Here is a 25704-nt window from a genome sequence, read left to right on the forward strand (position 1 = left end):
TATATTATAGTGATATAATTAATCTCGATATGATATGGGTGGAATATTAATGGAATTAAGACAATTAAGATATTTCGTAGAAGTAGCGCGAATTGAACATTTTTCGAAGGCGGCAGAGTCCTTGCACATTGCTCAATCTGCCTTGAGCCGTCAAGTGGGGCTTCTGGAGAAAGAGTTAGGTGTGGAGCTTTTTGAGAGGGAAGGACGGAATGTAAAATTAACCTTTATTGGGAAAATGTTTTTGGAGCAGGCAATACTCGCTCTTAAAGCAGTCGACAATGCGTCAAGGCTGGTAGAAGAATATTTAGAGCCCGAGCGCGGCATCATCCGCATAGGCTTCCCATCCAGCATCGCGAGCAGCATGCTTCCCTCTATTATTTCTGCCTTCAAAAAAGAACACCCGGATGTTCGCTTTCACTTAAAGCAGGCATCCTATGATACGCTGACAGAAGGGATCAAGAAAAGGGAGATTGATTTGGCTTTTATAGGTCCGGTGCCGGCAAATGATCCAGAGCTTCATGCTCATATCCTGTTCTCGGAAAATTTTTTGGCTATGCTATCCGATACGCACAGTCTTGCTGAATTTGAGAGCCTGTCCTTAAATCAATTGGAACCAGAGCCATTTGTTTTATTTCCAGAGGGATTCATGCTCCGTCAGATCGTAGTCGATGCCTGCGTACAAGCAGGTTTCCAGCCCTCCATTCCATATGAGGGGGAAGATCTGGATGCGATCAAGGGGCTGGTGTCTTCGGGAATTGGCGTCACTCTTCTTCCGGAGACGACACTCTTCGGGAATCTGCCGGAAGGGTTGAAAAAAATAAAAATCACTTACCCAGATGTCAAAAGGTCGGTTGGATTGATCATTCCTAAAAATCGGAAGTTATCGCCTTCTGAGAATCTCTTTTATGAATTTGTCCTCGAATATTTCAGACACCTTAACATGTGGACGTAGAAAAAAACCGCTTATGGAGATATTTCCATGAGCGGTTTTTAGTAAAAAAGTTTATTTTAATGAATCGGCCCATTCCGATGCGGTCAAGACGTCTGCCTGGCGAGGGAAGACTTTTTCCACAAGGACGCGGTGCACTTCTGGATCGCGGTCAATGCAAGCGTCGGAAAGGACTTTCAATCGGAAGTCTTTATCAGCTGCTTCCCTTAATGTTGATAGGACGACGCCGCTTGTGGCGATTCCAGTCAATACAAGCTCCTCAGTACCGAGTCCACTTAACAAAACTTCAAGGTCGCTGCCTGCAAATGCACTGACGCGGCGCTTTGTCACAAGCGGCTCCCCTGAGAGTGGTGCAACGGATTCATGGATCTGTGTAGACCAATCCGTTTCTGTCATGCTGCCGCTCTCCTTGATGGCAGAAAACATTTTATTGTTTAAGTTGACTTCAGGATAGCCTTCTTTAAAAGCGACGCGAACAAAAATGACGGGAATCTCTGCTTCGCGGGCGGCTTTCACTGAATCCTGAATAGGGATGAGCACTTCCGGATTCTCCGCAAAATTGCCGACAATGCCGTTTTGAATATCCATGACTAAGAGTGCTGTTTTAGATGGGTTCATGTCGATCCTTCCTTTCAATGCTGTAATTTCTTATTCCTTCTATATTGTCCAATAAGCCGGTCCAGGCTTCAAGAAATTACACCCGAGGAATGAGCAGTTCAATTTTTCGACAAAAACCGGGGCGTGCCTGTCACCTACGTGTCGCTAATTCACAAGAGAGCCATGGTGAAAGGGAGCCCTTTACCATGGCTGTTCAAATCCATCCTTTTTGTTTGGCGATGCTTGCTGCTTCTGTCCGGTTTTTGGCATCGAGCTTTTGGAGGATTTCGGATATGTAATTCCTTACGGTGCCGGAGGAAAGATAAAGCTCTGATGTGATTTCCTTTGTTGTTTTTCCTAACGCAGCATAGCGGAGGATTTCCTGTTCTTTCGCAGTGAGAGGGTTTTCTTCCCTGATCACATTGAAGGTCAATTCCGGACTGAAAATCCTCTTACCTTTAACGCACTTCCGGATGGCTTCAGCCAGTTCATCGATTTCGCTGTCCTTCAGCAAATATCCATGGACCCCGGTTTTCACTGCCCGTTCAAAATAGCCAGGGCGGGCGAACGTCGTCAAAATGATGATTTTGCTGTTCGAGCCTCTCATGGCTAACTCTTCCGCTACCTCGAGACCTGTCTTCCCGGGCATCTCAATATCCATCAGGCATACATCCGGTTCAAGCTTCAGGATGGAAGAGAGTGCCTCATCACCAGTCATGGCATGTCCGATGACCTTCATATCCTCTTCCATATCCAATAGGGACCCGAGTGCACCTAGAAGCATTCGCTGATCCTCCGCGATAAATAGCGTAATCATCCGACGACCTCTTTTCTCTCTGCTTTATTAATGATGGGGACGCTCAATTCCAGTAGTGCCCCATGATGATTGCTGAGCTTTAATCCCCCGTCGATGAGCGCCAATCTCTCTTCCATTCCGCGCAGTCCATTTCCCACGGCGTTGGCGGAGTCGATGCCCATTCCATCATCCTTCACTTTGACAAATAATCTATCCGGAGTCTGGCTGATAGATATGGTGCAATGCGTCGCCTTGCTGTGCTTGATGACATTGGTGGCAGCTTCCCGTATGCACATGCTGACGATATTTTGAGTGAGAGGGGGGATGGAGGAAAACTCCATCTTTCCATCAAACTGATAGGTGATGGAAGCAGCCTTTAGGCTCTGCTGGATGTGAATGAGCTCTTCAGCAATCGTGATGGTCCTCATATCCGATACAAGTTCCCTTACCTGCTTAAGGGCGGAGCGGGAAGCCATTTCCATTTCCTTTGCCTCTAGCACCGTCCGATCCGGATCCTTCGGTGCAAGGCGCTGGATGAGCTGACTCTTCAATGTTAATAGAGATAAGGTGTGTCCAAGCGTATCATGAAGGTCGCGCGAAATCCTGAGGCGCTCCTCGCGCTTCACCAATTCTGCTATTTGCTGATTTGCCTGATCGAGTTCTTTCTCAAGCGCCATCCGGCGATTCATGGAACGGACGCCAAATGGCGAAGCGATCATGATGAGAAGGAAGGGAACAAAATAATAAAATCCTTCGAGAGAGAAAGCGGAATCATCCTGCATCCATTGGTAAATAAGCGGGAAGATAAGGACAAAAATCAATCCCGCCAAGCCTCTTTGAAATCTGCGTTTATCCTGATAGTACCCTGTAAAATTGGCAGGGAAAAAGCCTAAAAACAGGTAGTTCACGTCATAAAAACAGCCGACCACGAATATGACCCCGAGCTCGACAAGCAGCCAGGCCGTAAATACTTTTGATCTTGATGGAGTGCTGTACAGCTGGCGGTAAGATACGAGGAAAAGTACGATCATCACCAGCCCCAGCACCTGTTTAATCCCTGTTTCCTGGGTCAAATAGTAGAAAGGGAAGAATAGATAGACCAGGAAAATATACGGAAAGAAGCCATATTGCTTCGGAAATAAACTGAAGTTTTTTTTCACATTACATCACGCCGCTTCTTGTTTTCTTCTAATATATTTTGATAGTAGCATGAATACAGCCAGATATGCGACCAAAATTACAATATCTTTCCAACCAGGGAGGCTGCCATTGGAAATTTCCCAAACGCCGTTGCCGAAATGATAAGAGGGAAGCCATTGAGCGATATTTTTCATAAGCTTTGGCATCACATCGATCGGCATCCACAATCCGCCTGCCACAGCGAGCACCATATAAATGATGTTGCTGATGCCTGCTGCTGTTTCGACTTTTTTCATTAATCCGATAAGCGTTCCGAATGCGAGGAAAGGAATGGAGCCAAGGAGAATCCATAGTCCGCTCATAACCCATTCAAAGGCGGAGAGAGAAACGCCGTTGATGAGCGCTCCTGCGGTAAAGATTACGACAACTGACAGGATATGAATGACACTTTGGCCGACCATCTGTGCGGCAAAATAGACGGTATCGGATAATGGTGTGATCCTCATATAGGTAGACCAGCCTTGCGCCTTTTCCTGCACCAGTCTGATCCCGAGAGTCATGATGGAGGAGCCCATCACACTGAATACCGTCATGGACATGAGGTAATGTGCATTCCATGCATCCTGGTCCGGAGCCTTGGTGTTAACGACATTAGTGAAAATATAATAAAAAACAATCGGCATCAACAGGGACCAAAAGACAAAATACCGATTCCTCAAAACCCGTTTAATTTCTGCTGTGCACTGCATTTTAAATGCATTCATGTTACATAGCCTCCTTATGTTCGCCGATTAATTGTTCAAAGGCATCTTCCAATTTTCCTCGTTCGATCTGGATATCCCTTGCTCCTAATTTTTCTTCAAAAATAATCTCCAATAAGCGGTCTGTATTCGCTGAGTGAAGGTAGACCCGGTTATTTTTCCTGTGGACCTGGTCAATCTCAGGGTGCTCGTATAGCCTTTCAAGTGATTTCTCCGCGTCGACCATGAAAGAGATGGATGGAGTGAAGCGGTTCGATTTGATTTGGCTCGGCGTCCCATCCGCAGCGATTGCTCCATCTTTAAACAATAAGATCCTTTGTGCAGCCTCATCTGCCTCTTGAAGGTAGTGAGTGGAGAAAATGATCGTCTTCCCTTTCTCCGCCATTGCATGGATCGTTTGCCAAAACCGGTTCCTTGAAGTGATATCCATTCCGACAGTCGGTTCATCCAATAGTATCAATTCTGGATTTCCTGCGATGGCCAATGCGAAGCTGAGGCGGCGTTTCTGGCCGCCGGACAATTTTTCTGCCATCGTTTTTAGATCTCCATCCGTCAAACCGGTCAGTTCCACCAGTTCCTTGAGCGGAAGGGGTGATGGGTAGTAGCTCCTGATCAACTCAAGGATCTCAATCACTTTCAATCCGGGAATGACACTGACTTCCTGCAGCATGGCGCCGATTCTCTCCCGGACTTTTTTCTCTTGGGGATCGGAGCCGAATAGTTTGATTTCACCCTCAGTCGGCTTTAATAAACCAAGGATCATGGAGAGGGTCGTTGTTTTTCCTGCACCGTTCGGACCAAGGATGGCTACTATCTCCCCTTGGCTGATGGAGAAATTTATTTGGTTGACGGCTTTTTTCTGTTGAAATTGTTTTGTGACATTTTGAACAGCTATGATTTCGTTCATCATAAGCACCTCCAGTTTTCATAGTCCTATTGTATGATTTTGGAAAGGGGGATTTTAGTAAGGAGTGTCATGAAAAGGAGATGACAATTGTCATTTTTTATAAGAAAAGCGGAGTCGGCTGTTCAGAGGTGTTTAATTTTTCCCAAAAAAGGATAGTGGGGAGGTTGGAGCAAAAAGTGGGGCGGTCAACACGGAAAGTAGGGAGGTTAGAACAGAAAGTCCAGAGGTTTCTCTCAAAAGTGCGGCGGTTAACCCGAAAAGTGGGGAGCAAATTCAGCATAGGCCATGCTTCTGGGCGTTGGAGCTGGAGAAGGAAAAGAGTGGCCGTACAAAACTCCCCTCTGATTTTTCACACGTTCTTATCTATATACAACAAAGCCGCACTCACAGCTGTGAATACGGCTTTGTTCTCTTTATTATTTTCTGCAATCAGCAGTCTCGGCCTTGAGCTGCAAGATGTCGACTAGCTCATCCAGGCTTTTAATTTCGTAGGTTGGCACGATGTCAGTTGGATTTGGCTTCTGGCCCGGGTTGAACCAGCATGTGTCCATGCCTGCCATATACCCGCCTTTCATGTCCGAGGTCAGGGAGTCGCCGATGATTAATCCGCGCTCAGGAATAAAGCCTGGAATCCGATTGAATACGAAATCAAAGAATTCCTTCTTCGGCTTTTGGTGGCCGATTGCTTCTGAAACAAATACCTCTTTAAAAAGAGGATGAAGGCCGGCAGCCCGCAATCGTTTATCCTGTGTATTCGTCAACCCGTTGGTCACGATATACAAATCGAAATCCTTTCTCAAGGCTTCGATAAATTCCAGCGAGGTGTTCATCACCTGTTCGCCGTCTTCTAAGTAGCTCCGGTATTGATTCTCTAAAAGGGTTCCGTCCACGGATTTTCCGTGCGTTTCAAAGAACCGGGAAAATCGCGTATTCACGACTTCCTGCTGCTCAATCGTGCCATCCTCATATGCTCTCCAAAGACCTTGGTTGATCTGTTTATAGGCTGCGATGTTCTCCGGAGTATACGGGATGCCCTGCCCATTGAAAAGTTTCTCAAGAGCGGATTTCTCCGCTGCCCCGAAGTCCAGCAATGTATCATCTATGTCAAAGAATAAGGTGGTATATTTCTTCATGTTCGTCTCTCCCTCTTGTTGTAATTCTCAGGATTCCGCCAGTTTTTGAAGGATATAGTCCACTACACCCTCAATGGCAGCGTCTTCCTCCTCATGAATGAACTCCGGCCTGACGATTTGGATCTTTTTCGCCTCATAGTAGTCAAATAATGCTTGCTTCAAGGACAACCCTTCTTGCGCCAAGTAGGAGGTGTTCAGCATTTTTTCCAATACAACTTCATCCTGCATGATCAGAATGGATGGATTGAGCTTATGAAAAACGCCAGCCTCCATTCCTTTGTGATAAAACAGGCGGGCTGCATCCATCTGTTTTTTTCTTGAAATGATCTTCTGTTCATAAAGGGACGTACAGCTTTTTTTCAAATCATTTAAATAAATCGTTGATGTATAGAAAGCTGAGAATACAGCTTGTTCAAACACTTTTTGCAGACGGATCGGATAGGGAAGATCCTCATTCAGGATGGTCTCTCCTGCGTCCTCGATATAGGTAAGGCAGTAGTTGGTCAGCTCCATGATGACATCTTCTTTTGATGAAAAATAATTGTATAAGGAAGCCCTGCTGATGTTCATCAAGTCTGCCAGCTCTTGAATGGTCATGGAAGTGAATCCTTTTGTCCGGACTACATTCAAGATTTTCCCTGCATAGATCCTTCTCATTTTCTGTTTATCCTCTGGTTCGAGCTTTCGCATATTTCCCACATCCTTTCCAAAAAGGATTATATCATAATCCCGATGTGCTCGTTTTGACGGTTCCAAGTTTTAATAGTTTACAAACGGATAAAAGAGGAGTATGGTATTACCCATGAACACTTTATACTGATTATATCAAAAATGTATAAAGTGTTTAAGCGTTAAGGTCAAATAACTGCACAATGCATTGGGCAAAATGTAAAAAGTGAATATTGAAAGGCTTGTATCAGCTTTTATATCCTAAATGAAAAGGAGAGGAAAGAGATGAATACAGATTTTTCAAGAGTTTTTATAAACGGCGAGTGGAGAAAAGGGAGCAGTTCAACTTCCATGACCAATTCCAATCCTTATAACGGAGAGGAGCTCGTTTCCATACAGGCAGCATCCAAGGAAGATTTGGATGAAGCATATAAAGCAGCAGAAAGCGCCCAAAAAGAATGGGCTAAAGAACTTCCGCAAAACAAAAGGGCGGTACTTGAAAAAGCAGCACATGTAATGGAAGAAAATAAAGAAGTCATCCTCGAGTGGCTGATGAAAGAATCAGGAAGCACGTTTATGAAAGCCAGCAGTGAATTCCAGGCTTCCATGAATATCCTTAAGGAATCAACAACCTATCCGTACCGCATGGAAGGGAAGATCCTACCTTCACAGACGGCCGGAAAAGAAAACCGTGTATACCGCGGTCCGCTTGGTGTCATAGGAATCATCAGCCCATGGAATTTCCCATTCCATCTGGCGATCCGTTCCATTGCTCCTGCCATTGCGACAGGGAATGCAGTTGTTTTGAAACCAGCGACGGATACACCGGTAACCGGCGGATTGATCTTTGCGAGCATTTTTGAAGCGGCAGGTCTTCCTAAAGGCTTATTGAATGTCGTCGTTGGGAAAGGATCGGAAATTGGAGACGATATCGTCACACATCCAACGCCGCGCCTTATCTCATTTACAGGTTCAACAGAAGTCGGTAGGCACATCGGGGAACTTGCCGGGAAGCATCTTAAGAAAACCGCGTTGGAACTTGGCGGAAATAATGCGTTCATCGTTTTGGATGACGCAGATATCGACCAAGCCGTCGATTCCGCTTTATTCGGGAAATTCTATCATCAAGGACAAATTTGCATGTCAGTGAATCGCATCTTCATTCATAAAGCGATCTACGATGAATTTGCAGAGAAATTCATTGAAAAAGCGAAGAAGCTTAAATTTGGCAATCCGACTGAAAAAGATGCCAATGTGGGTCCGCTGATCAATCGCGGACAAGTAGACAGAATCCTGAAAGATATCGAGGCAAGTGTTGATCAGGGAGCGAAATTGATGCTTGGCGGCAAAGCCAACAGCAATGTCCTTGAACCAACTGTATTGACGCATGTTAAAAATGATATGGCGATTGCCGAAAACGAAATCTTCGGTCCTGTCGCTGCATTGATTCCATTTGAAAGCGATGAAGAAGCGATCGAGATGGCCAATGCCTACCCATATGGATTAAGCGGAGCTGTCCATTCTTCCAACATTGAACACGGTACGAATGTGGCGCATCAGATCCATACCGGCATGATCCATGTCAACGATCAATCCGTCAACGATGAACCGCACATGCCATTTGGCGGAGAGAAAGACTCCGGTCTCGGACGATTCAACGGGGAGTGGGTATTGGAAGAATTCACGACCCTGAAATGGCTGTCCGTACAGCATACGCCCCGCAACTACGGGCCGTTTATCAATAATTTGAAATAATATTAATGCAAGGGAGAAATACAACATGACATACCAAAAAGCAAATGACTTCAATGAAATCTTAAAAAAGCGCAGATCCATCAAGAACTACGATCCAACCGTGAAAATCAGCCGTGAGGAAATGGAAGAAATCCTGACAACAGCAACAACGGCGCCATCTTCTGTCAATATGCAGCCGTGGCGTTTCCTCGTCATTGAAAGTGATGAAGCAAAAGCAACATTGGCTCCATTGGCGAAATTCAATCAAAACCAAGTAGAGACTTCTGCAGCGGTCATCGCTGTCTTCGGAGATCTCAATAACTTTGAAAATGCAGAAGAAATTTACAGCAGTGCAGTAGAAAAAGGCTTCATGCCGCAAGATGTGAAAGAAAACATCCTGACTTCTTTCTCAGGCTACTTCAATACCATCTCAAGAGAAGATATGAGGGACGTCGTTTTGGTAGACGGAGGACTTGTATCCATGCAAATCATGCTTGCAGCACGTGCACATGGCTATGATACAAACCCAATCGGCGGCTATGAAAAAGATCAAATTGCGGAAGCGTTCGGACTAGATAAAGACCGCTATGTTCCAGTCATGCTCATTTCCATGGGGAAAGCAGCTGACAGCGGCCATCCATCTGTCCGCTTGCCAATCAATAAAGTCGCACAGTGGAAATAAATCTATTCATTACAGAGAGGAAGAAACATTATGATCATCATCCATGCCGGTCTTACAATCAATCCTGATAAGAAAGAAACATTTCTGAATGAAATAAAGCCTTTGATCCAAGCATCAAGGGAAGAAAGCGGAAATGTTTCCTATAAACTTTATCAAGATACAGAAAACGAAAATGTCTTTACAATGGTAGAACTATGGAAAGACGGACAAGCTGTAGCAGCACACAACGCAAGTGAACACTTCACTGCCTTCACCGGGAAAGCCAAGGAATTCCTTGCTGCCCCTCTTGATGTAAAAGTCTTCAATGGCGAACAAGTGGAAAGATAAACGGTAGTAAAGCAGAAAAACACCTTTAACGAGGTGTTTTTTTGTAGTTAAAAGTAAGACTGCTTGTCATTTACGCCCCTTTGCTATTTAATGAAAGATATTCTATTAAGATCGGCAGGGGACAACAATGAAGCTTTACAAATGGATGATTGTAGGGGTGCTCGCTGTTGTATTAGCGGGTTCCTTTTATGCCATTAAGAGTGGGACGGAGGATAAGGGTAAGTCAAAAAGCCACACGGCTGCTGTATCCAGCCATAAGAAGCCAAAGGAAGAAGCGAAGAAGAAAATTACCTTGCCCAATATGGGGATTCAAGGGAAGTCTGTCCTCCTCCTGAACGCAAAGGATGGCAGCATCCTTTATGAAAAGAATATCCACGAGTCGCTGCCGCCGGCGAGCATTTCGAAAATGATGACAGAACTGCTGGTTTTGAGGGCAATCAAAAAAGGGGAAATCCAATGGGATCAATCCATCAAGATCAGTGATTACGCATATGCGATCTCCAGTCATCCCGGTTTTGCATCGATTCACTTGGAAAAAGGAAAGCCTTACACGGTGCGTGAATTGTATGAGGGAATGGCCATCAGATCCGCAAATGAAGCGGCCATTGCACTGGCTGAGACTGTTTCTGGCAGCGAAAAGAATTTCGTCGCCGAAATGAACAAGACAGCGCAGCAGCTGGGTCTCACGGAAACTCATTTTGTTGACAGTACAGGCCTGAGCAATCTGGACCTAGGCGACTATTACACAACCGGCGGGCCAAACGATACCAACGTGATGTCAGCGAATGATATCGGATTGCTGGCAATGGAACTACTGAAGGAATTCCCTGAAATACTAGATGTGATGAAACAATCATCCGTAACCTTCGGGGACCATAGGTATACAAATACGAATTGGATGCTGCCAAAGATAAACAAACACGACCTTGGTTATGCTGGCGTGGACGGACTGAAAACCGGCTTTACGGATGAAGCAGGATACTGCTTTGCAGGAACCGTGAAAAAAGATGGGACACGGCTGATTTCCGTTATACTTGGAGCACCGTCTAAGGCGGCGCGGTATACCGAGACGAAAAGGCTGTACGATGCAGCCTACAATCTGATCGGCAAGTAGAACCCATTTTTGGAAAAAATGAATCGTTTTTCTCTTTCCTGCTCAAACTAAAGTATACGTCTAAGTTTGAAAAGGATTTGGAGGAATCATCATGCCGGAAAGACCTTCGATTACATCGTCCGAAATCGGGGTGCTTTGGATCACCTATCAGCAAAAAACAATGGTCCTGAGGATGCTCGACTACTTTATTGAAAAAGCAGATGATGCTGAAGCACAAAAGATTATGGCGGACCTTGCAAGAGATGTCAGCCCATACGTAGATAAAATCAAAAACATATTCCAATCGGAAGGAATACCGATCCCCGTTGGATTTACGAGCGAGGATGTCAATATCGGCGTTCCAAAGCTCTATGACAACGGATTTGATATCATGTTCCTCCGGATGGTCAAGGAAATAAGCATGGCGATGCATACGGTGAATATCACGATGTCCTACCGTGAGGATATCATCCTTATGATGAGGCAGCTGACTCAAGTGACACAGCAGTGCTACGAGCAATGCACCCGTTATTTATTGAAAAAAGGGCTTCTCACAAGGTCACCATACGTATCTGTAGATAATTCGGTGGAATTCGTCAAGCATGAAAACTATTTATCGGGACTTTCTCCATTTAAGGAGAAACGAACGCTCAATACGGTAGAACTCGCACATATTTACCACGGTATCGAATCCAATGTGGTGGGGATGCATATGATCATGGGGTTTGCTCAATGCGCCCAGGAGCCTGCAGTCAGCAAATATTTTAAAAATGGGGCAGAGCTTGCTAAATCCATCGTGAAAGAAATGAGTGAAATCATGCTCGAAAATGATGTTCCAGTTCCCTCTCCACCTGGCGGAAATGTTACATCATCAACGGCGGCGCCTTTCTCTGATAAGATCATGATGTATTGTGTCAGCCTCTTCTGCAGCTTCTCCTTAGGCGGCAACTCCTTGGGGACTTCCTTTAGCCTGCGGAATGATCTGCCGGCCAAAATGGCCATCTTCATGAAGGACATTTTTGAATATGCCCATAGAGGTGCAAAACTCATGATCAAGAATGGATGGCTGGAAGAGCCGCCGCAGACAAAAAAACAATAACAAAAATGGCGGCCGCTGGGGTCGCCATTTTTTTATATAAAAGAAACAATCATCCCATTCTTCCCTGCGTAGGTCCCCATAGTGGCACCCATATAATGAATGATGACCTCTTTCGGGTTGTAGAGGGATTGGATTTCTTTTTTCATGTATTCTGCATCCTCTACATTCCCTGTATGGGTAATGCCGAAGATAGTATCCGAAAAGTCTGTGCGGCGCTCCCCGATCATCTCAAGAGATCGTTTGAGGAACTTTTTCTGTCCCCTGATTTTTTCGATTACTTCAATTTCCCCTTTAATTCCTTCTAATATCACTTTGATATTAAGCACTTTTGCAATTGAGCCTTGAAACTTGCTGAGGCGCCCGCCTTTCACGACATTCTCAAGCGTATCCAGGAGAATGAGGATTTTCATATCTTCCCGCCATTCGTGAAGTTTTTTCAGGATTGCTGCCCGTTCCAGACCTTGTTCAGCAAGAGCAGCGGCTTTTAGAATCAAGATGCCGTGGGCAAGTGACCCTCCAAGGGTGTCAAACACTTCAACATTGGCTTCTGTAAGGTCTTTTGCCATGCAAGCTGATTGATAGGTCCCGCTTAATCCGGAAGAAATCGTAAGGCATAAAAGTTCTCCTTTGGATTTTAATTCTTCAAACACATCTGCAAATACAGAAGGGGACGGCTGCGACGTTTTCGGCAGCTGATCCGATGCAAACATTTTTTCAAAAAACTGCTCAGGATTCAGGTTGACCCCTTCCAGGTACTCCTTTTCATCAATTCGCACCGAAAGAGGGACAACTGTGATGTTATATCGATCCAATAATTCCTTTGGCAAGTCTGAAGAGCTGTCCGTAATGATTTGAACCATGAAGCTGATTCCTCCTAAATCCGTTAAAATCCTGTTCATATATATTTGATAGTATCATAATAGCTGCGTTGATTTCCCTTATTTTGTCTATAGGCTGTTTTCTTATGAAAAAAATCCCCCAGCTTCAGGAAGCCGGGGGAATTCTTTTAATGAAGCATCCGATTAGCGGACGCCTCTCATCATTTTACTGATTTTTGGAGTTAATGCGAAAAGAATCAAGCTTAGTACGATGGAAGCAACACCAATTGTTCCAAAGTAAGTCATTTCATTTTCTGGTGTATAGAACTTAACAAGCTGTGCATTCAATGCTTGAGCTCCCGCACTTGCCAAGAACCATAAGCTCATTGTTTGTGCTGAGAAAGCTGCAGGCGCAAGCTTTGTTGTTGCTGAAAGTCCCACTGGAGACAAGCATAGTTCTCCAAGAACGACGATGAAGTAGCTCAATACAAGCCATAATGGATTTACAAGGGAATCATCTCCGCCAAAGTAAGCAGGAAGCAGGATAACTAGGAAAGAGATACCTGCAAACAAGATACCGAATGCAAATTTAGCTGGAATGGATGGCTGGCGTTTGCCGAGCTTGACCCATAGCCAAGCGAAAACTGGTGCAAATGCGATGATGAACAGCGGGTTCAGTGATTGGAACCAAGCTGGAGAAATATGAATTCCAGCAAAGTCAAGCTGTGTGCGCTTGTCCGCATATGCTGCAAGGATTGTAGACCCTTGTTCCTGGATTGCCCAGAACATAACTGCCGCAATGAAGAGCGGGATGTAGGCAATAACGCGTGAACGTTCATCAGCCGTTGTTTTCTTGCTTGTATACATTACGATGAAGTAAATCGTTGGAATGATGATACCGAGAATTCCGACAATGTTAATGAACCCGTCAAGAGTTAGAATACCAGCTGGGATTGTTACAGCCAGGATGATGCCAAGCAAGATGGCACCGCCGATAATGCTGGACCATACAATTTTCTTTTCCTTAGGCGCCAATGGATTGGACACATAAGATCCTGCAAGTCCGATGTTTTTCTTTTTCGTGATCATGAATACAACTAATCCTAGGAACATACCGATAGCTGCAAGTCCAAAACCTAAGTGGAAATTGTATTTCATTCCGATTGTTCCGACAATTAGCGGCGCAATGAATGCACCTAAGTTAATTCCGATATAGAAGATGCTGAAACCAGAATCGCGGCGGTCATCGCCCGGTGCATAAAGATCTCCTACTACTGTTGAAACGTTCGGCTTCAACATACCTGTACCTAATACGATTAATACCATCGAAGCAAAGAACATTGGAATGCTGCCAGGAATCGCAAGTGCGATGTGTCCAAGCATAATCAATATTCCTCCGATGAAGACTGACCGTGCTGTTCCGACTAGTCTATCAGCGACCCATCCGCCGATGATCCCAGACATATATACGAGGGATCCATAGATGGACATGATGGCTAAAGCGGTTTGCTCAGGAAGTCCCAAGCCGCCTTTTGTTGTTTCGTAATACATATAGTAGATGAGGATGGCCCTCATCCCATAGTAAGAAAAGCGCTCCCAAAATTCAGTGAAGAAAAGAGTGAATAGACCTTTAGGATGTCCGAAGAAACCTCTTTGAGGTACACTATCCGCAATTTTCTGTTTATTTAGTTCAATCATACCCCTACCTCCTTAATCTAGTAATATAATATTTTAATTTGTGTGTAATGTCAAAAACATTTGTTGGTAATTGATATATAACAGTCTTTATTAACCAATTGATTCAAAATACCCTAAATTTTGTTTTTTTAGAATAGTAAAAAAGTTATGCTTTTTTGTAAAGAATCTTCAAGTATCTCCTGAAATTTCAGTTGGACTTTCATACGTTTTCCCGTAGTGGTGAAATTTAAACCTGCTCTAAGAAAAATAGTAGGCGAGTGGTTAGAATGACGTGATCAGAACAATCGTGAAAAATATGTTATACTATTCTGAAAAAGGGGTGGGTGAAATGGAAGAGAAAATTGTTAAAGCCATACAGGATGATTACCCTGAGGAGTTTGCGTGGTGCTTTGGATGTGGAAGGATGAATGAAGATGGCCATCATTTCCGGACGGCGCTTGATGGAGATCAAACCATTACAATCTACACGCCGGAACCTGAACATACTGCAATCCCGGGATTTGTGTATGGAGGCGTCATTGCTTCTTTGATTGATTGCCATGGAACTGGCTCAGCGGCAATAGCCCTTCATCGGAAAAATGGACATGAAATCGGGGATGGGACAGAGCCTCCGAGATTTGTCACCGGTTCCTTGAAAGTGGATTTTTTACGTCCGACTCCCCAAGGTACACCGCTGAAGGCAATCGGTTCCGTCGAGGAAATCCATCCTAAGAAATTTAAAGTAGATGTAGAAGTGTGGGCAGCAGATGAGTGCTGTGCAAAAGGAGAAGTCATCGCCGTAGTTATGCCGGCGAATTTTACGAATAAATAAAGTGGGCGGATCGTTCCGCCCACTTTATTTATTTATCTGGTTTATCCAAAATGCAAGCTGTAATGCTGTGGCATCATGAAACGTCTGAGGGTTATAGCCAGTATCGTCCTTCACTTTCTTCAATCGATAAATCAGTGTATTTCTATGTATCCCAAGCCTTTCTGCCGTTTCAGCTAAATTCATATCACACTCAAAATACGTTTCTAATGATTTGATCCATTTCTCGGGTATATGTCCCATAATTCTTTTAGAAAATAAATGCTTATGATGCTCCGGTATCCTGCTTAATAAAGACATGACCTCTACCTCATTGAAATAGGTCAAATCCTTCTCGTTGTCTCCAAACTTTAAAGCAGATTCAGCATTTTTGAGGGAGTCCTTAATTTTTATTTTTTCTTCTTCTATCGTTCCTACTCCAATTCTGGAGGGAATCTCTCTCATACGAAGAAGTCCTGATATTTCCTCTATTTTCTTCCTTAGCAGTTCTTCTTTCAAGCCGGAAAAAAGAATAAACAGTTTGTTAACATTTAAAAATCCAATCAGACATTTCTTCTCGCCTAAAATATTTTCCAGGAACTCGATGATTTTCAATTTATTAAACACTGTTTCGCCAATTTCTAAGACAATCACAAGAAAAGGAGGAGTTAGTTGAATATGGATGGCGTTTTGCCTTCGCTCAGCAGATTCCTCATGTGTCTTCCCCAGAAGTAAATCTTCAAATATCAATTCCTTCATTCTTTGTTTGGATTCAAGACGTGAAGCCCATAAGGATTGATTCAGCATCATTTCAGTTATCATTTTGGCCAATTCACCAAACTCCATGGTTTTTTCAGGCTCCCCTGTGATTCCGATAACCCCGATGATTTTTCCTTGGAATTCGATTGGCAGATTAACCCCAAAAAGAGATCCTTTCCATTTAGAAAGATTACTTTTATCAACAACGAGGGTTTTGCCTGTTTTTATTACTTCCAGTGCACCCTCATGGAGCTGTCCGATTCGTTCGGTTGTTCCTGAAGCGATGATAGTTCCAGTATGGTTCATGATATTAATATTTCTATTCAATCTGATCATTGTTTGTTTTACGATTTCATTCGCTAATTCATGTGTGAGCATTTAATCCACTCCAAACATATTCTATATGTTTATATTAACTAAAAATTCAGTAAAATTATAGGTGTTTTTTGTATGATTTGAACGATGCCTTTCTTTTGGTCTATTTTTATAATAAAAGCATGAAAGCGCTTTAAAGGTGGTGGGTGTAAGTGAAAATCGTCATTGCATCGGATTCTTTTAAGGGGAGTTTGTCAGCATTGCAAGCCTCCGCTGCGATGGAAAAAGGAATTAAGAAAGTCATGCCTGATGCCGATGTAATGCTTATCCCTGTAGGGGATGGCGGCGAAGGGACAATGGACAGTCTTATTTCGGCAGTCAACGGAAAAGCGATTGAAGTGGATGTCCATGGTCCATTGCATACAATGGTCAAAGCTGCATATGGTCTATTAGACGATGGAAAAACGGGTGTTATTGAAATGGCCAGTGCCTCGGGGCTGGATTTGGTACTCCGAGATGAGAGGAATCCTATGATTACCTCAACATTCGGCACAGGGGAACTAATAAAAAAAGCATTGGATGATGGGTGCAGAAGGATGATTTTGGCTATAGGCGGGAGCGCCACTAATGATGGCGGCATCGGAATGCTGCAGGCATTGGGGATGAAATTGCTGGATTCAAATGGGGAAGAAGTCGGAAGAGGCGGTCAAGCCTTGAAAGACATACATTCCATCGATGATAGTAAATTTGATCGAAGAATTGCTGATGCAGAGTTTATCATTGCTTCTGATGTACAAAACCCGTTAATTGGGCCGCATGGTGCTTCGAGAGTGTTCGGTCCTCAAAAAGGCGCAGATCCCCAAATGACAGAGCTTCTTGATCAATACCTGACACAATGGGCCGATCTTGTGCAGGAGAAAACAGGCATCAAACTCCACGATCGACCGGGTGCGGGTGCTGCAGGCGGATTAGGAGGGGCTTTTCAGGCGTTTTTCCCTGCTGTAATGAGGAGAGGAATTGATATTGTCATTGAGCAGACTGGATTGAAGGAAAAACTCTCAGGGGCGGACCTTGTTTTGACGGGGGAAGGGAAAATCGATTCTCAAACGATTTTTGGCAAGACGCCAATGGGGGTTGCGCAGGAGGCTCAGAAACAAGGGATCCCAGTAATTGCTTTGGCAGGGTCGGTTGGCCGCGGTATTGAAGAGTTGTATTCGCATGGGATTACAAGCATCCATAGTATTGTGGACGGGCCCATGAATCTGAATGAAGCGATGGAAAAAGGTTCTGAGCTGCTGGAATTTTCAGCAGAACAAGTGTTTAGGACCTACCTAGCGTCTAAAACAAAATAGTATAAGGCGAGTCAGGGGAGAAATTTTTGGATCATATTTTATAGGGGGAATACGATGTTAATTGCGATTTTAGTCATTGGTGTATTACTGGTTGTCATCGCCACAGCGAAGTTCAAGCTTCATCCGTTTTTATCTCTTTTGCTTGGGGCGTTTTTTATTGGAATTGCCTCAGGAATGCCATTATCGAAAGTAGTTGAGAATGTTAATAATGGATTCGGCGGTCTGATGAGCTATATTGGTATCGTCATAGTGGCAGGAACCATCATAGGGACGATCCTTGAAAAATCAGGGGCAGCACTTCGGATGGCAGAGGTTGTACTAAGAGTGGTTGGACCTAAAAGACCTCAACTAGCCATGTCTATCATAGGATATATTGTCTCCATTCCTGTTTTTTGTGATTCTGGATTTGTCATTCTTACCAGTTTGAAAAAAGCATTGGCTAAACGGGCAAATGTAGCGGTTGCCTCAATGTCTGTAGCTTTGGCTACGGGTTTGTATGCGACTCATACACTTGTGCCCCCGACACCTGGACCAATAGCGGCTGCAGGCAATATCGGGGCATCGAATTTTTTAGGTACTATCATTCTTATTGGTCTTATTACAGCCATTCCAGCTGTGGTTGTCGGGTATATCTGGGCAGTAAAGGTAGGCGGAAAGATAGAGGTAGAGGAAGATAGTGAACAAATGGATTATGAAGATATCGTCAAATCGTTTGGAAAACTTCCTTCCACCTTCAAATCTTTTCTACCCATTGTCCTTCCAATTGTCTTGATTGCATTAGGCTCAATTGTTCAATTCCTTGAATGGGATGGAAAGCTGGCGGAAGTGCTGGTATTCATCGGATCTCCACTTGTCGCATTGATTATCGGCGTTTTCTCTTCTTTTGCCCTGCTTCCAGCTTTCAATGAAGAGACAATGACAGGATGGATAGGAAAAGGGATTACCGATTCTGCTCCAATCCTATTAATTACGGGGGCAGGCGGAGCTTTTGGAGGAGTCATTAAAGCTACTCCGATTGCCGATACCATACAGGGATGGGCATCCGCAGATATTTTTACAGGAGCAATGTTCCTTCTTGTTCCCTTCCTTATTGCTGCAGCATTAAAAACTGCTCAGGGATCTTCAACTGCTGCACTGGTCATTACATCATCTTTAATTGCTCCGATGCTTCCAGCAATGGGAATTGAAGGAGCTGTACCATTGGCTTTGGTGGTAATGGCAGTAGGTGCTGGTGCTATGACAGTCAGCCATGTTAATGACAGCTTCTTCTGGGTCATTACTCAATTCAGCGGAATGAAAGTGACGGATGCATATAAGGCTCAGACAATGGCAACATTGCTTCAAGGGATTACGACCATAATCTTTACGATGCTGCTGTGGCTGATATTGGTTTAATTGATTTTCGTACAAAATGCAGTCTCCCAAGGAAAGGGAGGCTGCATTTTTTTCTTAAGAAATAGCCGGCCCTGCTCACTGGTAAAGTTGAGCGGGGCCGGCATTAAATTTGGCTAAAATCCTGACTTCCGTATCAGAAAGAAAATATTATGAATTTTTTATAGAAAATTGTCAATAGTCAATCTGTTTTAAGTGCTTTTATTGGACAAACGTTTCTGTTGGAAATATTGTGTAGGTATAGAAAAATACGGAGGTGGCCGAGTTTGGGTTGCAAGGGCTGCAGTACAGATGAATTAATTTTCGAAATAAAGATAAATGAAGATCAGAACCAATCGATGGAGAAGATGGTTTTGGAATATTTTAATCGCAGGGGCATTTTGGTTCAGACAACAGCTGAGGGATGGATCATGGATGAGGATGGAATCAAAGACTTTTATGATTTCTGCCGTGACCACATGGATTCGGAAAGCATCTTCTTCCGAATGAACCAGGAGGAGTGGAAGCCGATTAAGATGGTCGAGCCTATCCTATCGGCAGAGTGGATTGATGAAGTCATCCGGAAAGGTATGGTGACATGCTTTTATCAGCCAATCATTGATGGGGATTTGAATATCGAAGCTTATGAACTCTTGGCAAGGTTTCAACGGGAAGATGGTTCAATGATTTACCCGAACGAAATATTTTCAGCTGCCAAGACAAGGGGCCGATTGTATGCGCTGGACCGGGTGTGTAGGATGACAGCAGTTCGATATGCGGCCCGTTTAAATAAGAAGGCCTTTATCAACTTTATTCCGACTGCCATTTATTCGCCTGAATTTTGCTTGAGATCCACTGTGAGCCTCGCGAATGAACTAGGAATCGATCCATCAATGTTTGTGTTTGAAGTAGTGGAATCCGAACAAGTTGAGGATTTGAACCACCTGAAGCGCATCCTGTCCTATTATAAGGAAAAAGGATTTAAGTACGCCCTCGACGATGTGGGAGAAGGCTTCAGTACATTGGAAGCATTGGAGGAATTGTCCCCAAACTACATGAAGCTTGATATGAAATATGTGCAAGGCGTCGCAAAAGACGAAGCGAAGCAAGCAATGGCCATGAAGTTTCTGAAGGCTGCTTTAGATGTAGAGGCTGTCCCATTGGCGGAAGGCGTTGAAACAGAAGAGGATTTCCATTGGCTGAAGCAAAATGGCTATCAGCTTTTCCAAGGATATCTATTCGGCAAGCCGAGTCCGAATCCGCTCTCAAAAGTGGAAGGGATAGCGGTATAGGTATATTTTATTAATAGGGCCCATCCGCAAGTAGGCGGGTGAGCCTTTTTCTGATTCATTAACCTAATAGGCCGCGTTTGTTTTCAGGCTGCTTCAGCCAGTAGCGGATGCCTTTTCCTGCTAATGGCTCATCATGATAGCGGGGGATGACGTGCAGGTGGGCATGGGGTATTTCCTGATTGGATACTTTTCCGACATTCCACCCAAGGGTATAGCCGTCTGGAGAGTATGTTTGGTCAAGATAGGTTTTAGCCTTTTGCAGTAGATCGTATGTATCCGCCCATTCTTCTTCTGTCAAAGCAAAGGCGTCTTCATGGTGTGCTTTTGGAATGATGAGCCCGCTCCCTTCCAGTACCCCCTGGTGTATGTTATGCTGAATAAAATAGCAAGATTGATTTTCGAAAATGATATTCTGATCCGGGTCGTCATGCACGGAGCAAAGCGGACAATTTTCCTTTTTTATCATATAAATAAACACTTCCCTTCTTATCTTAAGGCTCTTTTCTCAAAGCTTGTTGCTTTAAGTATTAAAACTGGATAATCTATGCCATCAATGCAGAAAATTTAACTGGAAAAGAGCCTGGATACTCTATTTCAACGCGAAAATAGTTATTTTACGTTAAAATCGGCATTAAGATTTTAACAACAAAGTTTACGAAAACAGCTTATCTTAAGAATAGGGAAGTTAAGAAAATAGAACAACACATAAAATTAAATTATCTGTTGACAATATACCTAGCGGGGTATACAATAGGGATTGTTGAAGCGCAAAATCATTTTAAAGAACAAGGGGGGATACGTGCATGATGTATAATGACCAGATGAAGAACCGGCTCAAGAGAATTGAAGGACAAATCAGGGGCATTTTAAGAATGATGGAAGAAGAAGATGACTGTAAATCGGTCATTACTCAGTTATCCGCATCCCGGACTGCCTTGGATCGCACCATCGGTTTGGTTGTCGGCTCCAATTTGATTGAATGCATTCAGAATCCTGAAAATGCAGAGGATAAGACACAGGAAGAACTAATGAATGAAGCTATTAACCTGCTTGTAAAAAGCAGATAATGATAAACGGGTTGACACCCATTTTTATTTTCGTTACTATTATACCCCATAGGGTAATAAAACTTAGGAGGAATACAACATGATTTCAGATAAAGTACTAGACGCAAAAGGTTTGGCTTGTCCAATGCCGATCGTTAAAACAAAGAAAGCAATGAATGAAATTGAATCAGGTCAAATTTTAGAAGTTCTTACAACTGACAAAGGCGCGAAAAACGATTTGACAGCATGGGCAGCTTCTACAGGCCACGAAATGCTTGATTACAAAGAAGAAGACGGCGTATTGACGTTTTACATCAAAAAAGGCTAATCAAGACAGACATCCAGGAGGATTTACATGACAGAGACGAAAAAAACAACGATTGTATTGTTCAGCGGAGATTACGATAAAGCGATGGCAGCCTATATCATTGCCAATGGTGCAGCGGCCTATGACCACGAAGTGACGATCTTCCATACATTCTGGGGATTGAATGCTTTAAGAAAAGACGAAAAACTTGCGTTGAAAAAAGGCTTCATGGAAAAGATGTTTGGTAAAATGATGCCCCGCGGTGCAGATAAAATGGGCCTTTCTAAAATGAATTTTGCAGGATTTGGTCCGAAAATGATCAAGGATGTTATGAAAAAGCATAATGCTATGACATTGCCGCAGCTAATTGAAATGGCTCAGGAGCAAGAAGTGAAACTTGTTGCCTGCACTATGACGATGGATTTATTGGGGCTTCAGCAGGAAGAACTTTTAGAAGGCATTGAATATGCCGGTGTAGCAGCATATCTGGCTGATGCAGAAGATGGGAACGTAAACTTATTTATCTAAGGCAGGGGTCAAAATGACGTATTTAAACTATATCATCCTAGCAATCATCATCTTCTTTTTATTGCAAAGAATCATTCCGGCAAAAGGAATTCATCATATTACAGCAGCCCAATTGAAAAATGAATTAAATGATAAAAACAAACAATTTATTGATGTAAGGACTCAAGGAGAGTTCAAGGGCTATCATATCCCGGGATTTAAAAACATCCCATTGCATCAGCTATCTCAAAAAGCAGGCAGCCTTTCCAAGGATAAAGAGGTTGTCGTCATTTGCCAAAGCGGAATGAGAAGCCAAAAAGCGAGCAAATTGCTTAAGAAACTAGGTTTTACAAACGTAACAAACGTAAAAGGCGGAGTAAGCGCCTGGAGATAAATTATAAACTTTAAGGAGGATGTGTAATCATGAAAACAATGACAGCGAAAGAAGTAGAAACTCAGTTGAACGAAGGCAAGACGTTAAACATCATTGACGTGCGTGAAACAGACGAAGTAGCAGCAGGGAAAATTCCTGGAGCAGTCAATATCCCATTGGGGTTAGTTGAATTCCGCATGAATGAATTGGATAAATCCAAAGAGTATGTAATGGTTTGCCGTTCTGGCGGCAGAAGCGGCCGTGCATCACAGTTCTTGGAATCACAAGGTTATAACGTAATTAACATGGCTGGCGGCATGCTCGATTGGGAAGGAAAGACCGAATAATTTTGGGCTCTTTTCAACTCGAAAAGAGCCTGGATACTCCATTTCAACACGCAAAATAGGTATCTTCACGTTAAAATCGGCATTAAGATTTTAACAACGAAGTTCACGAGAACAGCCTAATTATTTTACCGACACAAATACCCCAAGAGGTAAACTACAGGAGGTTAATGAAATGACCAATACGATTAAAACAGATCTTGTACTTGATGCCAAAGGGCTTGCTTGTCCGATGCCGATCGTTAAAACGAAAAAATCCATGAATGGCATGGAGCCAGGTCAAGTACTTGAAGTCCTTGCAACGGATAAAGGTTCTAAAGCGGATATCAAAGCATGGGCAGAAAGCACTGGCCACCAATATTTAGGCACAATTGAAGAAGATGATGTGTTAAAGCATTACATCCGTAAATCAAGCGGTGAAGAAGCAGAAGAGAAAAAGCATCCTCATACAGCAACAAATGAAGAAGTCGCTGCAGCTGCAGGAAATGACGATATCATTGTCCTTGATGTACGCGAATCAGCTGAGTATGCATTCAATCATATCCCCGGTGCTGTATCCATTCCTTTAGGGGAATTGGAAGAAAGAGCAGGGGAGTTGGACAGCAGCAAAAAAGTATACGTCATTTGCCGCACAGGCAACCGCAGTGACTTGGCTGCACAGAAATTGACGGAAAAAGGCTTCAAAGACGTCATCAATGTAGTCCCTGGCATGAGCCAATGGACTGGCGAAACAACTTCTATTAATGGATAATCGAAAAAAAAACAAAAAATTTTAAGTAGAATAATACCTAAGGGGGTAATAAGGCGTGACTATTCGTGCAATGACTTCAAAAGAAGTAACGAAAAAGGTATTCAACAAAGAAGCTTTTTTCATCTTGGATGTTCGTAATGAAGGGGATTTTAAGGATTGGAAAATCGAAGGGGAAAACTTTGATTATCTAAATATCCCATATTTCGATTTGCTCGACGGAGTTGAAGAAATTTTAGACCAGCTTCCAACAGATAAAGAAATCCTCGTCGTATGTGCGAAGGAAGGATCTTCTGTCATGATAGCGGAAATGCTATCTGAGGCAGGCAAGGATGTTGCTTACCTTCAAGGCGGAATGAAAGCATGGAGTGAACACTTAGAGCCTGTAAAAGTAGGAGATTTGAAAAACGGCGGCGAAATGTATCAATTTGTACGCATCGGAAAAGGCTGCCTGTCTTACATGGTGGTTTCTGAAGGAGAAGCGGCATTGTTTGATGCAGTAAGAATGACAGATGTGTATACAGAATTCGCTGAGAGCGTCGGTGCAAAAATCACTCAAGTGTTCGATACACACCTTCACGCAGACCACATCTCCGGAGGCAGAAAAATTGCTGAGCAAACAGGTGCAGCTTACTGGCTGCCGCCAAAGGATGCAACAGAAGTGAAATTCTCTTATGAACCGTTGGAAGATGGAGTAGAAGTGACAGTGGGCAATACGACTATTGCCATTCAAGCACTGTATTCTCCAGGACACACAATCGGCTCCACTTCCTTTGTGGTAGATGAAGCATACTTGCTATCCGGCGATATTCTCTTCATCGATTCCATTGGCCGCCCCGATCTTGCGGGTATGGCAGAGGATTGGGTTGCTGATCTTCGCGAAACGCTTTATAAGCGCTATAAAGAGCTTTCAGATGAGCTTCTTGTACTTCCGGCTCACTTCATGATTATCGATGAATTGAATGACGATGGTACAGTATCAGAAAAACTTGGTACGCTTTTCGCGAAAAACCATGGCTTGAACATTGAAAGTGAAAAAGAGTTCAGAAAGCTCGTAACAGAGAACCTTCCTCCACAGCCGAATGCTTACCAGGAAATCCGCGAAACGAACATGGGTAAAATCAGCCCGGATGAAGAACAGCAGCGTGAAATGGAAATCGGACCAAACCGCTGTGCAGTTCGCTGATAGCAGTGAAGAAAAGGGAAGCTTAGGGCTTCCCTTCATTACAGGCTATTTTATTGAACTGCTGCAGCCTCAGGGAGGGAGTGCATCATGGATTTGACATTCATAATTACTATTTTTTTAATCGGGTTTGTCGGGTCGTTCATTTCAGGGATGCTTGGAATCGGTGGATCGATCATCAACTACCCGATGCTGTTATTCATCCCGGCCATGCTCGGCGTCGCGCATTTTACTGCCCATGAAGTATCCGGAGTTACCGCGATACAGGTGTTTTTCGCTACAGTCGGGGGAGTTTGGGCGTACCGCAAAGGCGGTTTCTTAAATAAAAAACTGATTGCTTACATGGGGATCAGCATCTTGAGCGGGAGTTTCATAGGGGGCTTCATGTCAAGGGGATTCACTGAAGATGGAATCAATTTAGTGTATGGAATACTGGCATTGATTGCCGTGGTCATGATGTTCATTCCTAAAAAGGGAGCAGAAGATGTTCCGAATGAAGAAGTGACGTTCAATAAATGGCTCGCTGCAGTGCTTGCCTTTGCCGTGGGAATCAGTGCAGGGATTGTCGGAGCAGGCGGAGCATTCCTGCTTGTACCAATCATGCTGGTCGTTTTGAAGATCCCTACCCGCATGACTATCGCTTCATCGCTTGCCATCACATTCATTTCATCCATTGGAGCGATTACAGCAAAGATCTCGACGGGACAGGTAGAATTGCTTCCATCCATCATCATGGTCGTCGCCAGTCTGATCGCTTCGCCACTAGGAGTGAAAGCAGGCAAAAAAATGAATAGCAGGACACTGCAAATCATTCTGGCCATTCTCATCACAGTCACAGCCATCAAAGTATGGATGGGCATCCTGTAAACGACACGAAAGTGCCAGTCACGCCCCGAAAAAAATCGGGGCGTGACTGG

At 43.7% G+C, this 25704-nt stretch carries 29 protein-coding genes; 18 read left to right on the forward strand and 11 right to left on the reverse strand.

Going from position 1 to position 25704, the window contains the following annotated elements; genetic code table 11:
• Positions 1–49: 49 nt before the first annotated feature.
• On the forward strand, positions 50–952 hold the full coding sequence (gene gltC, locus DFR59_RS11285) for a glutamate biosynthesis transcriptional regulator GltC (RefSeq protein WP_114745751.1): 903 nt from the start codon (positions 50–52) through the stop codon (positions 950–952).
• 51 nt (positions 953–1003) lie between these two features.
• On the opposite strand, the gene DFR59_RS11290 is transcribed toward gltC, so the two are convergent.
• The 7 genes from DFR59_RS11290 to DFR59_RS11320 form a co-directional block, all read right to left on the reverse strand.
• A complete protein-coding gene (locus DFR59_RS11290; RefSeq protein ID WP_170137277.1) occupies positions 1004–1567 on the reverse strand; it encodes a cysteine hydrolase family protein in 564 nt (187 codons plus the stop codon).
• 193 nt (positions 1568–1760) lie between these two features.
• Positions 1761–2363, reverse strand: a complete 603-nt coding sequence (locus DFR59_RS11295) for a response regulator transcription factor (RefSeq protein WP_114745752.1) — start codon at positions 2361–2363, stop codon at positions 1761–1763.
• Positions 2360–3502, reverse strand: a complete 1143-nt coding sequence (locus DFR59_RS11300; protein WP_114745753.1) for a sensor histidine kinase — start codon at positions 3500–3502, stop codon at positions 2360–2362. The genes DFR59_RS11295 and DFR59_RS11300 overlap by 4 nt, the downstream gene beginning before the upstream one ends.
• A gap of 6 nt (positions 3503–3508) precedes the next feature.
• A complete protein-coding gene (locus DFR59_RS11305; RefSeq protein ID WP_114745754.1) occupies positions 3509–4246 on the reverse strand; it encodes an ABC transporter permease in 738 nt (245 codons plus the stop codon).
• A gap of 1 nt (position 4247) precedes the next feature.
• Complete coding sequence (locus DFR59_RS11310) at positions 4248–5153, reverse strand: ABC transporter ATP-binding protein (RefSeq protein WP_245948464.1); 906 nt, start codon at positions 5151–5153, stop codon at positions 4248–4250.
• 413 nt (positions 5154–5566) lie between these two features.
• Positions 5567–6283, reverse strand: coding sequence for a YjjG family noncanonical pyrimidine nucleotidase (locus DFR59_RS11315; protein WP_114745756.1), 717 nt, complete (start codon positions 6281–6283; stop codon positions 5567–5569).
• Positions 6284–6310: 27 nt separating this feature from the next.
• On the reverse strand, positions 6311–6973 hold the full coding sequence (locus tag DFR59_RS11320; protein WP_114745757.1) for a TetR/AcrR family transcriptional regulator: 663 nt from the start codon (positions 6971–6973) through the stop codon (positions 6311–6313).
• A 264-nt stretch (positions 6974–7237) separates the two neighbouring features.
• Between DFR59_RS11320 and DFR59_RS11325 the strand changes: the two genes are divergently transcribed.
• The 5 genes from DFR59_RS11325 (at position 7238) to DFR59_RS11345 (ending at position 11887) form a co-directional block, all read left to right on the forward strand.
• Entirely contained in the window at positions 7238–8707 is a 1470-nt protein-coding gene (locus DFR59_RS11325; RefSeq protein ID WP_114745758.1) for an aldehyde dehydrogenase family protein, read from the forward strand.
• A 25-nt stretch (positions 8708–8732) separates the two neighbouring features.
• Positions 8733–9368: a nitroreductase family protein gene (locus tag DFR59_RS11330; protein WP_114745759.1), complete on the forward strand. Its 636-nt coding sequence runs from the start codon at positions 8733–8735 to the stop codon at positions 9366–9368.
• A 30-nt stretch (positions 9369–9398) separates the two neighbouring features.
• On the forward strand, positions 9399–9695 hold the full coding sequence (locus DFR59_RS11335; protein ID WP_114745760.1) for a putative quinol monooxygenase: 297 nt from the start codon (positions 9399–9401) through the stop codon (positions 9693–9695).
• A gap of 127 nt (positions 9696–9822) precedes the next feature.
• Positions 9823–10809: a D-alanyl-D-alanine carboxypeptidase family protein gene (locus DFR59_RS11340; protein ID WP_114745761.1), complete on the forward strand. Its 987-nt coding sequence runs from the start codon at positions 9823–9825 to the stop codon at positions 10807–10809.
• A 91-nt stretch (positions 10810–10900) separates the two neighbouring features.
• Positions 10901–11887: a DUF3231 family protein gene (locus DFR59_RS11345; protein WP_114745762.1), complete on the forward strand. Its 987-nt coding sequence runs from the start codon at positions 10901–10903 to the stop codon at positions 11885–11887.
• Between the two features lie 32 nt (positions 11888–11919).
• Here the strand turns inward: DFR59_RS11345 and DFR59_RS11350 are convergent, their stop codons facing one another.
• Both DFR59_RS11350 and DFR59_RS11355 read right to left on the reverse strand, forming a co-directional pair.
• The gene (locus DFR59_RS11350; protein ID WP_114745763.1) at positions 11920–12747 is read right to left on the reverse strand and encodes a DegV family protein; all 828 of its coding nucleotides are present in this window, start codon (positions 12745–12747) and stop codon (positions 11920–11922) included.
• Positions 12748–12909: 162 nt separating this feature from the next.
• Positions 12910–14403: a peptide MFS transporter gene (locus DFR59_RS11355; RefSeq protein WP_114745764.1), complete on the reverse strand. Its 1494-nt coding sequence runs from the start codon at positions 14401–14403 to the stop codon at positions 12910–12912.
• Between the two features lie 328 nt (positions 14404–14731).
• Between DFR59_RS11355 and DFR59_RS11360 the strand changes: the two genes are divergently transcribed.
• A complete protein-coding gene (locus tag DFR59_RS11360) occupies positions 14732–15214 on the forward strand; it encodes a PaaI family thioesterase (protein WP_114745882.1) in 483 nt (160 codons plus the stop codon).
• 24 nt (positions 15215–15238) lie between these two features.
• Here DFR59_RS11360 and DFR59_RS11365 read toward each other — a convergent pair whose 3' ends face one another.
• The gene (locus DFR59_RS11365) at positions 15239–16327 is read right to left on the reverse strand and encodes a CdaR family transcriptional regulator (RefSeq protein ID WP_114745765.1); all 1089 of its coding nucleotides are present in this window, start codon (positions 16325–16327) and stop codon (positions 15239–15241) included.
• Between the two features lie 149 nt (positions 16328–16476).
• On the opposite strand from DFR59_RS11365, the gene DFR59_RS11370 reads away from it, so the two are divergent.
• From DFR59_RS11370 to DFR59_RS11380, 3 genes are all read left to right on the forward strand, one after another.
• The gene (locus DFR59_RS11370; protein ID WP_114745766.1) at positions 16477–17616 is read left to right on the forward strand and encodes a glycerate kinase; all 1140 of its coding nucleotides are present in this window, start codon (positions 16477–16479) and stop codon (positions 17614–17616) included.
• Between the two features lie 54 nt (positions 17617–17670).
• Complete coding sequence (locus DFR59_RS11375) at positions 17671–19011, forward strand: GntP family permease (protein ID WP_114745767.1); 1341 nt, start codon at positions 17671–17673, stop codon at positions 19009–19011.
• Between the two features lie 263 nt (positions 19012–19274).
• Positions 19275–20279 (forward strand): EAL domain-containing protein, encoded by a 1005-nt coding sequence (locus DFR59_RS11380; RefSeq protein WP_245948465.1) that lies wholly within the window; start codon positions 19275–19277, stop codon positions 20277–20279.
• Between the two features lie 58 nt (positions 20280–20337).
• Here the strand turns inward: DFR59_RS11380 and DFR59_RS11385 are convergent, their stop codons facing one another.
• Positions 20338–20745 carry an HIT family protein gene (locus DFR59_RS11385; RefSeq protein ID WP_114745768.1) on the reverse strand — a complete coding sequence of 136 codons (408 nt, stop codon included), beginning with the start codon at positions 20743–20745 and terminating at the stop codon, positions 20338–20340.
• Between the two features lie 337 nt (positions 20746–21082).
• Here DFR59_RS11385 and DFR59_RS11390 point away from each other — a divergent pair, with 337 nt between their 5' ends.
• The 8 genes from DFR59_RS11390 to DFR59_RS11425 all read left to right on the forward strand — a co-directional run bounded on the left by DFR59_RS11390 (position 21083) and on the right by DFR59_RS11425 (position 25654).
• Complete coding sequence (locus DFR59_RS11390; RefSeq protein ID WP_114745769.1) at positions 21083–21346, forward strand: metal-sensitive transcriptional regulator; 264 nt, start codon at positions 21083–21085, stop codon at positions 21344–21346.
• Between the two features lie 79 nt (positions 21347–21425).
• Positions 21426–21653 (forward strand): sulfurtransferase TusA family protein, encoded by a 228-nt coding sequence (locus DFR59_RS11395; RefSeq protein WP_114745770.1) that lies wholly within the window; start codon positions 21426–21428, stop codon positions 21651–21653.
• Between the two features lie 27 nt (positions 21654–21680).
• Positions 21681–22160: a DsrE/DsrF/DrsH-like family protein gene (locus DFR59_RS11400; protein WP_114745771.1), complete on the forward strand. Its 480-nt coding sequence runs from the start codon at positions 21681–21683 to the stop codon at positions 22158–22160.
• A gap of 13 nt (positions 22161–22173) precedes the next feature.
• On the forward strand, positions 22174–22533 hold the full coding sequence (locus tag DFR59_RS11405; RefSeq protein WP_114745772.1) for a rhodanese-like domain-containing protein: 360 nt from the start codon (positions 22174–22176) through the stop codon (positions 22531–22533).
• Between the two features lie 29 nt (positions 22534–22562).
• Complete coding sequence (locus DFR59_RS11410) at positions 22563–22859, forward strand: rhodanese-like domain-containing protein (RefSeq protein ID WP_114745773.1); 297 nt, start codon at positions 22563–22565, stop codon at positions 22857–22859.
• A gap of 172 nt (positions 22860–23031) precedes the next feature.
• Positions 23032–23607 (forward strand): sulfurtransferase TusA family protein, encoded by a 576-nt coding sequence (locus DFR59_RS11415; protein WP_114745774.1) that lies wholly within the window; start codon positions 23032–23034, stop codon positions 23605–23607.
• A gap of 55 nt (positions 23608–23662) precedes the next feature.
• Positions 23663–24790, forward strand: a complete 1128-nt coding sequence (locus tag DFR59_RS11420) for an MBL fold metallo-hydrolase (RefSeq protein ID WP_114745775.1) — start codon at positions 23663–23665, stop codon at positions 24788–24790.
• Between the two features lie 87 nt (positions 24791–24877).
• Positions 24878–25654, forward strand: coding sequence for a sulfite exporter TauE/SafE family protein (locus DFR59_RS11425; RefSeq protein ID WP_114745776.1), 777 nt, complete (start codon positions 24878–24880; stop codon positions 25652–25654).
• The last annotated feature ends 50 nt before the right edge of the window (positions 25655–25704 follow it).

This window comes from Falsibacillus pallidus (genome assembly GCF_003350505.1).
Classification (GTDB): domain Bacteria; phylum Bacillota; class Bacilli; order Bacillales; family DSM-25281; genus Falsibacillus; species Falsibacillus pallidus.